Annotated in this window: 12 protein-coding genes; 8 read left to right on the forward strand and 4 right to left on the reverse strand. The window is 63.2% G+C overall.

Translation table 11 applies throughout. The features are described 5' to 3' along the window. The first annotated feature begins 2 nt into the window (after positions 1-2). Positions 3-683, forward strand: coding sequence for a redoxin domain-containing protein (locus BcanWU425_RS13695; protein WP_085348726.1), 681 nt, complete (start codon positions 3-5; stop codon positions 681-683). 16 nt (positions 684-699) lie between these two features. Here BcanWU425_RS13695 and BcanWU425_RS13700 read toward each other — a convergent pair whose 3' ends face one another. Next, the gene (locus BcanWU425_RS13700; protein ID WP_204511805.1) at positions 700-1,539 is read right to left on the reverse strand and encodes a uroporphyrinogen-III synthase; all 840 of its coding nucleotides are present in this window, start codon (positions 1,537-1,539) and stop codon (positions 700-702) included. Between the two features lie 141 nt (positions 1,540-1,680). Between BcanWU425_RS13700 and purU the strand changes: the two genes are divergently transcribed. Further along, entirely contained in the window at positions 1,681-2,544 is an 864-nt protein-coding gene (gene purU, locus BcanWU425_RS13705) for a formyltetrahydrofolate deformylase (protein ID WP_204511804.1), read from the forward strand. A gap of 37 nt (positions 2,545-2,581) precedes the next feature. On the opposite strand, the gene BcanWU425_RS13710 is transcribed toward purU, so the two are convergent. Continuing rightward, the gene (locus BcanWU425_RS13710; RefSeq protein ID WP_204511803.1) at positions 2,582-2,866 is read right to left on the reverse strand and encodes a hypothetical protein; all 285 of its coding nucleotides are present in this window, start codon (positions 2,864-2,866) and stop codon (positions 2,582-2,584) included. A 530-nt stretch (positions 2,867-3,396) separates the two neighbouring features. On the opposite strand from BcanWU425_RS13710, the gene BcanWU425_RS13715 reads away from it, so the two are divergent. The 6 genes from BcanWU425_RS13715 to BcanWU425_RS13740 all read left to right on the forward strand — a co-directional run bounded on the left by BcanWU425_RS13715 (position 3,397) and on the right by BcanWU425_RS13740 (position 9,238). Next, positions 3,397-4,587, forward strand: coding sequence for an ABC transporter substrate-binding protein (locus tag BcanWU425_RS13715; RefSeq protein WP_204511802.1), 1,191 nt, complete (start codon positions 3,397-3,399; stop codon positions 4,585-4,587). A gap of 145 nt (positions 4,588-4,732) precedes the next feature. Continuing rightward, the gene (locus BcanWU425_RS13720; protein WP_007601971.1) at positions 4,733-5,602 is read left to right on the forward strand and encodes a branched-chain amino acid ABC transporter permease; all 870 of its coding nucleotides are present in this window, start codon (positions 4,733-4,735) and stop codon (positions 5,600-5,602) included. A gap of 8 nt (positions 5,603-5,610) precedes the next feature. Then, positions 5,611-6,639, forward strand: coding sequence for a branched-chain amino acid ABC transporter permease (locus BcanWU425_RS13725; protein WP_085348722.1), 1,029 nt, complete (start codon positions 5,611-5,613; stop codon positions 6,637-6,639). Beyond that, positions 6,636-7,391 carry an ABC transporter ATP-binding protein gene (locus tag BcanWU425_RS13730; protein ID WP_085394522.1) on the forward strand — a complete coding sequence of 252 codons (756 nt, stop codon included), beginning with the start codon at positions 6,636-6,638 and terminating at the stop codon, positions 7,389-7,391. The genes BcanWU425_RS13725 and BcanWU425_RS13730 overlap by 4 nt, the downstream gene beginning before the upstream one ends. Next, on the forward strand, positions 7,384-8,100 hold the full coding sequence (locus BcanWU425_RS13735) for an ABC transporter ATP-binding protein (protein WP_204511801.1): 717 nt from the start codon (positions 7,384-7,386) through the stop codon (positions 8,098-8,100). Before BcanWU425_RS13730 ends, BcanWU425_RS13735 begins: the two co-directional genes overlap by 8 nt. Before the next feature lie 19 nt (positions 8,101-8,119). Next, positions 8,120-9,238 (forward strand): cobalamin-independent methionine synthase II family protein, encoded by a 1,119-nt coding sequence (locus BcanWU425_RS13740; protein ID WP_204511800.1) that lies wholly within the window; start codon positions 8,120-8,122, stop codon positions 9,236-9,238. A 94-nt stretch (positions 9,239-9,332) separates the two neighbouring features. On the opposite strand, the gene BcanWU425_RS13745 is transcribed toward BcanWU425_RS13740, so the two are convergent. Together BcanWU425_RS13745 and BcanWU425_RS13750 are read right to left on the reverse strand one after the other, a co-directional pair. After that, complete coding sequence (locus BcanWU425_RS13745) at positions 9,333-10,418, reverse strand: acyltransferase family protein (protein ID WP_231190551.1); 1,086 nt, start codon at positions 10,416-10,418, stop codon at positions 9,333-9,335. Between the two features lie 541 nt (positions 10,419-10,959). Beyond that, positions 10,960-12,675 (reverse strand): caspase family protein, encoded by a 1,716-nt coding sequence (locus BcanWU425_RS13750; RefSeq protein ID WP_204511799.1) that lies wholly within the window; start codon positions 12,673-12,675, stop codon positions 10,960-10,962. Positions 12,676-12,685 lie beyond the last annotated feature (10 nt).

Below are 12,685 nucleotides of genomic sequence, written 5' to 3' on the forward strand. Positions count from 1 at the left end.
TCATGTCTGAACGTCACGTCGAGGGACCACTTCAACCGGGCGATCGTGCACCGAACGTCGTGCTGGACGCGATCACACGCGACGGAAAGATCGCGCTCGAAGACTTTCGCGGACAAAGCCCGATATTGGTGGGCCTGTATCGGGGGCTGCATTGCCCGTTCTGCCGCCGCCATATCGCGGCACAGGCGCAACTTGATGCCGCCTTGCACGAGAAAGGCGTCGAAAGTCTCACGGTGGTCAACACGCCGATCGAGCGCGCGCGACTCTATTTTCGTTACCATCCGTTGCCCAACCTGCTCGCTGCGTCCGATCCCGAGCGGCTCTCGCACCGCGCATTCGGCCTGCCCAATCTCGAGTTCACGGAGAACGAGACCGAGTGGCCGCACAAGGTCGGCATGAACGTGGTCATGAGCATGCAAGTCGACATGCCCGGCGAATTGCCCGCCCCGATGAATCGGCCCGCGGCCGCGGAGTACCTCAATAACAAGGACGGCTATGAGATAACGGAAGCCGATCAGCGCATGGCGGCAACCGGCCAGGGCCAGCTCTTCGGGCAGTTTCTGCTCGACCGCGAGGGGGTTGTGCGCTGGAGCTTTACCGAGGTGCCCGAAGGCGGCCATCGCATGTTTGCCGCGCCGAGCCCGCAGGAGCTGATGTCGGCCGCCTCGCAGATGGCAAGCTAGGCACCGCGTCTGGCGATCATTCCGCCACCTTCGGCCGCTTGTCCACCAATGCTGCCGCCATCGCCGAGATCAGCGGGCGCATGAAATAGTGGTCTTCCACCGGCGAGATGTCCGTGCGCAAGCCGTGCGCTACGAGCTCGCCGGAGACGGCCGGCCCCACTGACGCGATCAGCGTCCGCTCGAATCCTGCGCGCAGGCGCGCCTCGCTGCCATGCGCCCTCGCAGCTTCGAGGAGACGGCGGACTTGGCCGAGATTGGTCAGTGCGATGGCGTCGATCCGCCCTTCCGCCATGTCGTCGATTGCGTTGACGATGCTGGCGTCCGCAGCCTTTGGATCGTAGACGTAAGGCAACACGGTATCGACCTCGGCACCTTGCGCGGCGAGCGCGCCGGTCAGCGCGCTGTGGTCCTTGTCGGGATAGAGCTGGAGGCCGAGGCGACGTCCGTTCAGGTCGAGCTTGCTCAGCATCTCGATCACACCCTCGGTGGTCGGCTTCTCCGTCATCTGCTGCTGCTCGAGCCCGATCTCGCGTAGCGCCTTGCCGGGCTTCGGGCCGCGGGTGAATTTTCGCGATCGGGCGAGGGAAGCAACCAAGGCCTGGTCGAGACCACGGGTTCGCGCGAGCTTCATGATCCGCCGCAGGCCTTCGCCGGTCATCAGCACGAGATCGTCGAAGGGCTTGTCGATGGCGCGGCGGATCCAGGCCTCGACCGGGGCGGGGTCCGGTGCATCCTGGATGGTGAACATCGGGCATTGCACGACCTCGGCGCCTTGCTCGGCCAGCAGCTTCGAAAACTGAGCCTCCTCGCGCGTTTCCAGGATCAGGATGCGGGTGCCGTTCAAGCGGTCGGCCATGAGCCTACTCCGGTCAGCCAAAGCAATGGTGCGTTCATCCTGACTCCACGGTCGGGATTGGCGCAAGGTAGGGTCGGTGATAGAGCAGGGCGCAAATCGCGGCTCGTTCCGCAGCCGCTGCCCAAACCTTCATCAAGGCCCATGCCAGATCATCAATATGTCCTGACCCTGTCCTGTCCGGATCGTCCCGGCATCGTCTCGGCGGTGTCGACCTTCCTGGCGAATTCCGGACAGAACATCCTCGACGCCCAACAATTCGACGACACCGAGACCAACGAGTTCTTCATGCGGGTGGTGTTCACCGCTGCCGATCTCGCCGTGGAGCTGTCGGCACTCCAGACCGGCTTTGCCGCGATCGCCGAGCGCTTCGGAATGGAATGGCAGATGCGCGATCGCGCTGCGCATCGCAAGGTGATGCTGCTGGTGTCGAAGTCCGATCACTGCCTGGTCGACATCCTCTATCGCTGGCGCACGGGCGAGCTGCCGATGACTTTGGCCGCAATCGTCTCCAATCATCCGCGCGAGGTCTATGACGGGCTCGATTTCGGCGGGGTTCCGTTCCACTATCTGCCTGTTACGAAAGAGACCAAGCGCGAGCAGGAGGCGCAGATCCTCGATCTCGTCGCCAAGACCGGGACGGATCTCGTCGTGCTCGCCCGTTATATGCAGATATTGTCCGACGATCTCTCGGCAAATCTGTCGGGACGCTGTATCAACATCCACCACTCGTTCCTGCCGGGTTTCAAGGGCGCAAAACCCTATCACCAGGCCCATGAGCGTGGCGTCAAGCTGATCGGCGCCACCGCGCATTACGTCACGCGCGACCTCGACGAGGGCCCGATCATCGACCAGGACGTCGAGCGCATCAGCCATCGCGACACGCCTGAGGATCTCGTCCGAAAGGGCCGCGACATCGAGCGCCGCGTGCTGGCGCGCGCGATCCGCTACCATCTCAACGACCGCGTCATCCTCAATGGCCGCAAGACCGTGGTGTTCGTGGATTGATTTGCTACGCTCTCGCCGCAAGCGGCGAGGGGCGCGACTAGCGCACCGCGGTGCCGGACGCCGAGCCCGTTGCGCCCTTCTGCGCCTGCTCTTCCTTTTCGCGATCCGCTGCCGGCATCAGTCGCCTACGCTCGCGCTCCTTCATGTAGGCATCGTATTGCGGCGTGCCCGCCCGCGGCGGGGCGTCCGCCGGCAAGCCGCCGGCCCATTGCGGGACGTAGTCGCCCATGCCGGAGGAGAGCTTTTCGTTGACGGTGCCGCAGCCGGACAGGCCCACGGAGAGCGCGAGGAGGATCAGGAGGGAACCGAAGGATCTAGGCATTGCACCATTGTACAGAGGCGAGGTCAGTCGTGTTGGACGCCAGGTCAGGCTGTCGCCGGGAGAGTAGCCTTCAACAAGGTAAAATAGGCTTATTCGAGGTAGGTAATTTGATACCGGAGTGTACCGACCCAAGCCTTGCCGATGTTCAAATTCTGCAAACAAAAGACGAAATCCTCCATCCACCCGGCTGGGAGCGTTTCTAGACTGCGGCAAGGGTTCGCGACAAAGTGGCTTGATCAGCAAAGAGGCTTTTTCGTTGACAGGTCCAGTTCATTTGTACAATCGTACAAATGAAAGCGAGCGCAATCATGATGCCGGCGGTACCCGGACGTGACCCGATATCGCTTCTGCCGTCGGCAATCGGAACGCTCGGCTTGCGCCGAATGGTCGCCAAACGTCCGATTGACAATAAGGGCGCGAAAGACGCCATGTTGCGCGCGGCATCACGCGTGCGTGAGCTAGACTTAAGGCAAGGATCGGGCACTCGGTCCGGCGCACAAGAGATCAGGAATGAAGGGGAGGGACATCTGATGTTCGAACGCAAAAAACTGTCTCAAAAGACTGCTTGGGCCACAGCAGCTGCCGCCATCGCGGGCCTGGTGGCCGTCGCTCCGGCCAAGGCCGAGGACAGCGTCAAGGTCGGCCTGATCCTGCCGATGACCGGCGGCCAGGCTTCGACTGGCAAGCAGATCGAGAACGCGATCAAGCTCTACATGCAGCAGAAGGGCGACACCGTCGCCGGCAAGAAAATCGAGATCATCCTCAAGGATGATGCTGCGATTCCCGACAAGACCAAGACTGCCGCGCAGGAGCTGATTGTCAACGACAAGGTCCATTTCATCGCCGGCTTCGGCGTGACGCCGGCCGCGCTCGCGGCGGCGCCCCTGGCCACGCAAGCCAAGATCCCGGAAGTCGTGATGGCGGCGGGCACCTCCATCATCACCGAGCGCTCGCCCTATATCGTACGCACCAGCTTCACGCTGGCGCAGTCCTCCACCATCATCGCCGACTGGGCGGTGAAAAACGGCATCAAGAAGGTGGCGACGCTGACCTCGGACTACGCGCCGGGTAATGACGCGCTCAACTTCTTCAAGCAGAACTTCACCGCCGGTGGCGGCGAGGTGGTCGAAGAGGTGAAGACGCCGCTTGCCAATCCCGATTTCGCACCGTTCCTCCAGCGTATGAAGGATGCCAAGCCTGACGCGATCTTCGTGTTCGTGCCGGCCGGCCAGGGCGGTAACTTCATGAAGCAGTATGCCGAACGCGGGCTCGACAAGGCCGGCATCAAGGTGATCGGACCGGGCGACGTGACCGACGACGATCTCCTCAACAACATGGGCGACGCCGTGCTGGGCACGGTCACCGCTCACCTCTATTCCGCGGCGCATCCCTCGCAGATGAACAAGGATTTCGTCGCGGCCTACAAGAAGGCCTACGGAAACCGGCCGGGCTTCATGGCGGTGAGTGGCTATGACGGCATTCACCTGATCTACGAAGCGCTGAAGAAGACCAATGGCGACACCGACGGCACCAAGCTGGTCGAAGCGATGAAGGGCCAGAAGTGGGAGAGCCCGCGCGGCCCGATCTTGATCGACCCCGAGACCCGCGACATCGTGCAGAACATCTACATCCGGAAGGTCGAGAAGGTCGACGGCGAGCTCTACAACGTCGAGTTCGCGACCTTCGAGGCCGTCAAGGATCTCGGCAAGACCAAGAAGTGACTCGCGTCGTTCCGGGGCTCGCCTCCGTGTCTGCGTCATGCCCGGCTTGTCCCGGGCATCCACGCAAAGCCGGGAAAAGAAACACCAGACAGAACGTGGATGGCCGGGACAAGCCCGGCCATGACGATAACGCTAAGCTGAGACGATGACCTCAATCCTCACCAACCTGTTCGATGGCGTTGCCTACGGCATGCTGCTGTTCGTGCTGGCTTGCGGGCTCGCGGTCACGCTCGGCTTGATGAATTTCGTCAACCTCGCCCATGGCGCCTTCGCCATGGCCGGCGGCTATGTCTGCATGGTGCTGGTCAACCGGATGGGCTGGCCATTTTTCGCTGCGTTGCCGCTAGCCTTCGTCTCCTCCGCTGCGATCGGCATCGTGCTCGAGCGCACGCTGTACCGACACCTCTATGCGCGCAGCCATCTCGACCAGGTGCTGTTCACGATCGGCCTCACGTTCATGTCGGTCGCGGCCGTCGACTACATCCAGGGCTCGTCGCGCGTCTTCATCAACTTGCCGGCGGCGCTACAGGGCCAGTTCGACCTGTTCGGCGTCGGCATCGGCCGCTACCGGCTGATGATCATCGTGATCTGCGGGCTGCTCACCATCGGTCTCCAGATGGTGCTGGCGAAGACGCGGTTCGGCAGCCGCCTGCGCGCCGCGGTAGACGATCCCCGCGCCGCGAGCGGCCTCGGCATCAACGTGCCGCAGGTGTTCGCCTTCACGTTTGCTTTTGGCTGCGGCCTGGCCGGTCTCGGCGGCGCGCTGAGCGCCGAGATCCTCGGCCTCGACCCGTATTTTCCGCTGAAGTTCATGATCTACTTCCTGATCGTGGTCACCGTCGGCGGCTCATCCTCCATCACCGGCCCGTTTCTGGCCTCGCTGCTGCTCGGCATCGGCGACGTCGCCGGCAAATATTACGTGCCGAAGATGGGACCTTTCGTGATCTACACCATGATGATCGTGATCCTGATCTGGCGCCCGAACGGTCTGTTCGGCCGCACGGCCGCGCGTTGAGTTCGCCGATGAGCGCCTCCTCCGACGTCGGCTATCACGCCCAGCGCCAGGCACGCTGGCACTATGGCGAGGCCGCTTTCTGGCTGATCGTGCTGGCCTGCGGCTTCGTATTTCCCTCGCGCTACTTGATCATGACGGATATCCTGCGGCTCGCGCTGTTTGCGATGTCGCTCGATCTGATCCTCGGCTACGCGGGCATCGTCTCGCTCGGCCATGCCGCCTTCTTCGGCGTCGGCGCGTACGCGGCGGGGCTTCTTGCGCTGCACGGGATCATCAACGAGCCCGTGCTTGCGCTTGTCGTCGCCGGCGTTGTCGCGATGGTGCTCGGCTTCGCTACCAGTTTCCTCGTGATCCGCGGCGTCGATCTGACGCGACTGATGGTGACGCTCGGCATCGCCTTGCTGCTTGAGGCATTGGCCGAACGCTTCTCCAACATCACCGGCGGCACCGACGGTCTGCAGGGTATCGAGATGCAGCCGATCTTCGGTGAGATTCCGTTCGACATGTTCGGCAAGACCGGCTTCTTCTATTCGCTCACCGTTCTGTTCCTGTTGTTCCTTTTCGCCCGCCGGGTCGTGCATTCCCCGTTCGGGCTGTCATTGCGCGCGATCAAGAACAATCCGCTGCGCGCGGCCGCGATCGGCATCCCCGTCAACCGCCGCTTGATTGCGATCTACACGCTCGCGGCGTTCTATGCCGGCATCGCAGGCGCGCTGTTCACCCAGACTACCGCGATCGCCTCGCTCGATGTGTTCGCCTTCGAGCGCTCGGCGGACCTGATGCTTGTGCTCGTGATCGGCGGCACCGGCTATCTCTACGGCGGGCTGATTGGCGCGGTGCTGTTTCGCATGCTGCAGGAATTGTTCTCGACCATCACTCCGCAATACTGGCAGTTCTGGATCGGCCTCGTGCTGGTCGTGATCGTCCTGGTCGGCCGCCAGCGCCTGCATCGCTGGATGCTGTATGTGCCCAATCTGGTCATCAGGCAGATAGCGGGGCGCAAGGCCGTCGTCGCCGTGCCGGAGAGCGACGCATGACCATCGTGCTCGAAACCCAGAATCTCGAAAAGCAGTTCGGCGGTCTGCGCGTCACCCGCGACTTGTCGCTAAAAATCGAACAAGGCGCCCGCCACGCGCTGATCGGCCCCAACGGCGCCGGCAAGACCACGGTGATCAACCAGCTCACCGGCGTGCTCAAGCCGAACTCGGGCCGCATCCTGCTCGAAGGCCAGGACGTCACGGATCTGCCCGTGCACAAGCGCGTGTTGCGCGGCTTGTCGCGCACCTTCCAGATCAACCAGCTCTATCCCGACCTGACTCCGCTCGAGACCATCGGTCTCGCTGTCTCCGAGCGCCTCGGCCATGGCGGCGACTGGTGGCGGCGGATGGGCACGCGCAGCGACGTCAACGGCGAGATCGCCGACCTCCTGACGCGCTTCCACCTGCTCGACGTCATGAACGAACAGACGGTGACGCTGCCTTACGGCAAGCAGCGCCTGCTCGAGATCGCGGTCGCGATCGCCGCCAAGCCGCGCGTGCTGCTGCTGGACGAGCCCGCCGCCGGCGTGCCCGAGAGCGAGCGCCACGACATTCTCGCCGTCGTCGGCAGCCTGCCGCGCGACGTTACCGTGCTACTGATCGAGCACGACATGGACCTCGTGTTCTCCTTCGCCGACCGCATCTCTGTCCTGGTCTCCGGCGCGCTGCTCACCGAAGGCCCGCCCGAGCAGGTCGCGCGCGACCCGCAGGTCAAGGCGGTCTATCTCGGCGAGGAGGCGGTCAATGTCTGACCTGCTCGCGATCGACTCGCTTCGCGCCGGCTACGGCGAGGCCGTGGTGCTGCCGAACATGTCGCTGCGTCTCGCCGAAGGCCAGGTGCTGGCGCTGTTGGGGCGCAACGGTACCGGCAAGACCACGCTGATCAACTCGATCGTCGGCGTCACCCGTCGCTTCTCCGGAACTGTCAGGCTCGCCGGTACCGACGTCACGACCTTGCGGCCCGACCAACGGGCGCGCTCCGGGATCGGCTGGGTGCCGCAGGAGCGCAACATCTTCCGCTCGCTCACGGTGGAGGAGAACATGTCCGCAGTGGCCCAGCCCGGTCCCTGGACCGTCGAAAGGGTCTACGAGATGTTCCCGCGGCTGAAGGAGCGGCGGAGCAATTTTGGCAACCAGCTCTCCGGCGGTGAGCAGCAGATGCTGGCAATCGGCCGCGCGCTGACCCTCAATCCCAAAGTGCTTCTCCTGGACGAGCCGACCGAGGGCCTTGCCCCCATCATCGTCGAGGAGCTCTTGAGGGCGATCGGGACCATCACGCGGGCGGGCGGCATCTGCTCGATCATCGTCGAGCAGAATGCCCAAAAGATTCTGGGGCTGGCCGACCGTGTTGTGATATTGGAGCGCGGAACGATCGTCCACGACGCCCCGAGCGCCGCGCTGAAGGCCGACCAGTCGGTCCTCGAGCGCCACCTCGGCGTTGCAGGGGCGGCGGCCCACTAAAAATAACTGGGAGTAAGAAATGCAGCGAACCAAAGCCCCCTTCCGCGCCGACGAGGTCGGCAGCCTCTTACGTCCCGCCAAGATCAAGGAAGCCCGCGCCAGGCTGGAGAAGGGCGAGATCTCGGCCGACGATCTGCGCAAGATCGAGGATTTGGAGATCGAGAAGGTCGTGCATAAGCAGGCTTCGCTCGGCCTGAAGCTCGCAACCGACGGCGAATTCCGCCGCTCCTGGTGGCATTTCGACTTCCTGGCCAAGCTCACCGGCTGTGAAATGTTTCACCCCGACACCGGCATCCAGTTTGCGGGCGTCGAGACCCGGCACGACGCGGTGCGCGTGATCGGCAAGCTCGATTTCCCCGATGACCACCCGATGCTGGATCACTTCCGCTTCCTGAAGAAGGTTGCCGACCAGGCTCACGTCACCGCCAAGATGACGATCCCGTCGCCGGCGGTGCTGCACTTCCGTGGCGGCCGCAAGGCGATCTCCAAGGACGTCTATCCCGATCTCGATGCCTTCTACGAAGACCTCGGCAAGACCTACCGCAAGGCCGTGAAGGCGTTCTACGACGCCGGCTGCCGCTATCTCCAGTTCGACGACACCGTGTGGGCCTATCTCTGCTCGCCGGACGAATTGCAGAAGGCGCGCGAGCGGGGCGACAATCCCGAGGGTCTCCAGCAGATCTATGCGCGCGTCATCAACTACGCGCTGGCCGAGAAGCCCGCCGACATGGTGGTGACGACGCATGTCTGCCGCGGAAATTTCCGTTCGACCTGGATTTCTTCAGGCGGCTACGAGCCGGTTGCCGAGACCATGCTCGCCGGCACCAATTACGACGGCTATTTCCTCGAATACGACAGCGACCGCGCCGGTGGTTTCGAGCCGCTGCGCTTCCTGCCCAAGGGCAACAAGGTCGTCGTGGTCGGCGTCATCACCTCGAAGTTCGGTGAGCTCGAGAACAAGGACGCGATCAAGCGGCGTCTCGAGGAAGCCGCCAAGTTCGCCCCGCTGGAGCAGCTCGCGCTCTCCCCGCAATGCGGCTTTGCCTCAACCGAGGAAGGCAACATTCTCTCGGAGGAGGAGCAGTGGGCCAAGCTCAGCCTCGCGGTCGAGATTGCGAAGGAAGTGTGGGGGCAGTGATCGGGTGCAGCCGCGTCTTTGCGTAAGCGAGACGCATTGTGTCAAAGCTGCTCGATCCGCGACATCAGAGCGGGGCCGGACTTGTCCGCCCCGCTTATTTTTTGCGTCGAAGGGTACTGCGGATCAGGCGCTGCGCCGGCGCCTCGAACCAGCGATAGGTAAGGTGCGAGGCCACGAGTGTCGGCAGCACGAAGGCCACCCAGAACAGATGGTCGCCGTAGGGAATCGGTCGCTGCATGGCCACGCAGGCGAGTGCGATGGCGAGCTGAATCGGGAAGTGCAGAAGATAGCAGGAATAGGTCATATTGCCGGCCATCTCGAGTAGTGCCTGGACCCGCCGCGGCAAGGTGAGTTGGCCGGAACAGCAGAACAGCAGGATCGGTGTATAGATCAGCAGCAGCGGTCCGGCGGCCGGGGCGAGCTCGATGCCCGCCAGCCAGATCGCCGCCGGGACTGCGATGGCGGCGAACGCGGCCGTTGCTTCCAATGTCCGCCGATGCCCGGAATCGACGACGGCCTGCCGGGCCATGGCGGCAAGTCCGCCTGCATAGAAGAAGGCGAGGCTGGTCCCGACCTGCGTTCCGATCGTGATCGAGGCAAGGATCACGACCAAATTGAACAGCGGCGATGCCGTTACAAAGCGCAACGCCATGAAAAAGGTCGCATAGTCCATAATCTCGACTGAGACCGACCAGATGGGCCCGTTGAAGCTTTCGCTGCGCGGCAACAGCCAGTCGCTCGCCATGAAGAGCTGTGCGAGGAAGTGCGGGAGATCGTTGTTCGGATAGACGAAGTAGACTCCATGCTGGGCGAAATAGACCGGTTGCAGCACCGCGACCAGCAGCAACGTTGCGATATGGAGCGGATAGAGGCGCGACAGCCGGTTCACGAAGAAGCTTCGGCCGTCGACCGTGCGATCGGCGATAATGGTGCGATACTTCCAGAAGAATATGAAGCCCGAGATGCACCAGAAGAACCAGACGCCGTACTCGCCGGCCTCATAGAAAGGGAACAGAACGCGGTAGAACGGCAGCTCGCTTCTGGTGAGCTTGACGGCGGGCTCGGCGACAAGGGCAAAGTGCTGATAGTGCCATAACAGCACGGCGAGGGTCGCAAGGAAGCGTAGGCCCTCCAATCCCAGGAGCTTCCGGGCCTCCGGCAGTGGCAATGTTTTCGGCATGATGAATACGGCCTTCGGCTACCTCTGCCGCATCATTGATCCCAGCATCTCGTGGACATCGTAGGTCATGACCGCGAGCAAGGCTGCGAGCGCGAGATAGGCGCCGCCATATTCGAGCTTGGTCTGGAGCGGGACACCGTAATAGGCGACGTTCTCGGGTGCATGCGGATCATATCGCCACGCGCCGAGGAGCTGCGGGGCGGAGCGCCTTGTGAGAAAACCGGCTGTAATCCGAACACGACAAACAGGACGATGCCGGCGGCGGCAACGAATTTTCTCACAGAATTCCCCAGCAACCAGTCCACCGCCTGGTCGGTGGTGCAGTCATTATAAGACAACGATAGGCTGTGGGAAAGAGCAGCCGCAGGTTGCGTTCGACTATCTCGCGCGCTGTTGTAATTTTGGCGCGTCGGCGCGGGATGTCAGCAGGATCAAAACCGCAACTTTGGCCGCAAGAGCCTCGCGATGTGCGGGACTGCTTGTTCCCGGATGCTACGCTCGCCAGGGTAAAGGCAGTTTGCCGGGACGATGCCAATTCGCATCATTTCTCCGCCAGATAGACCTCTCCCAGCAGCGACGAGTTCGACCACGGCACCTGCTTGCTCTTCGTGGTCGAAACCACCTCCGCCCGCACACGTGTCAGCATCTGCTGCACCTCGAGACCGGGCGTGCCGATGTGGCGGGAGAGGGCAGCGGAAAACGGCGAGTTGGCGCCTTCGCCGTCGAGAGCGACCTGGCCCGGCGCAGTGGCGAAAGCGATCAGCGTGCCGGCGCCGAGCATCGCGCCGGCGCCCAGGCTCGGTGGCGCTGCGAGGCCCGAGGCAGCTTCGATGGCGCGGTTGGTGCCGGCTGATGCGACCTGCTGTGCCATCGGATTATTGCGGCAGGCATCGAAGATCAAGATGTTGGTGCGGACCTGGTCGTCGAGGCCGGCCATGATCGTGTCCATGTCGATCATCGCGTCCGTCATCCTCGCGCCCGGCTTGAGTTCGACGTCGACAGGAATGAGATAGTTGCGGCCGTCGACCTGCACACCGTGGCCGGCATAGTAGACCAATACGACCTGCGCCCGCGCCGCTTCCCGCAAGAAGTCACGCGTCATCTTCTGCATCGCCGCGCGGTCGAGATCGACGCCTTCTGATACCGTGAAGCCGATATCGCGCAAGGCCCTGGCAATGGCGCGCGCGTCATTGGGCGGATTGGGGAGCGCCTTGACATGCGAATAGGCGCCATTGCCGATGATCAGCGCCATGCGCGTGCCGCGCGCGGCCGGAGCAGGCGAGGGGGGCGGCGCGGCACCGGTCTGCTGGGGAGCCGGTGCCTTTGCCGGCTCGGTCGGTGACGGCGCATCGCGCGGGATCGGTGTGCTTGCGTCGGTGATCAGCGACAGCCGCACCTTTGCGGTGGCTTGATTGGCCTTGCTGCCGGCATCGGACGCCGCGATCGCCAGCGTCGCCTTGTAGTCGTCGCTCGCGTGCGCGTAATCCCCTTTCGCCTCATAGGCCAGCGCGCGATGGGTGTAGCCTGAGATCAGCACGCTGTTCGGCGGAGTCATGATGTTGACGGGCGGCTTCTCTTTCGCGAGCCGAAGCGCTTCGCTCCCGTCGACAATCGCGCGATCGTAATCGCCTCTGACACGCCAGATCGCGGTCCGGTTGATCAGCGGCTGCGGCAGCGTCGGGTCGAGCCGGATCGCCTGGTTGATGTCGGTCAGCGCGCCGTCGAGATCGCCGAGCGCCTCCTTGGAGATGCCGCGGTTCTGGTACGAGAACGCCGATTTTGGATTGGCCTTGATCGACATGTCGTAGTCGGCGATCGCCTTGGCGTAATCGCCTTTGCCGCGCCAGGCATTACCGCGATTGTGGAAGATGGTTCCGTCAGGCGGGCCGAGCTTCAGCGCATCGTCGAAATCAGCGACCGCGATCTCGTACTCGCCTCTGTCGTAATACGCCGAGCCGCGTAGATTGTAGACTGCCTGGCTCGGCTGGAGCCGGATCGCTTCCGTGGCGTCAGTGATGACCTTGGCGTAATCGCCCTTCTTATTCCAGCCCACCGCGCGCCAGAAGTAGACCGTCGCGAGCTGCTCGCCTTTAAAAACGTTCAGCGAAATGATCTTGCTGCAGGCGTCGATCATCTGGTCTGCCGGCATGGTGTCGGTGGTGCAGAGCGGCCCAAGCTGGTTGCGCGCCTGCGCAAAAGCTGGCGCCGACCACAGGGTTGCGGCGAGCAGGCAGAGCGCGACGAGCAGGCGACGCATTGGCGGTGGT

Origin of the sequence: Bradyrhizobium sp. WU425 (assembly GCF_021052305.1) — a bacterium.
GTDB lineage: Bacteria > Pseudomonadota > Alphaproteobacteria > Rhizobiales > Xanthobacteraceae > Bradyrhizobium > Bradyrhizobium canariense_D.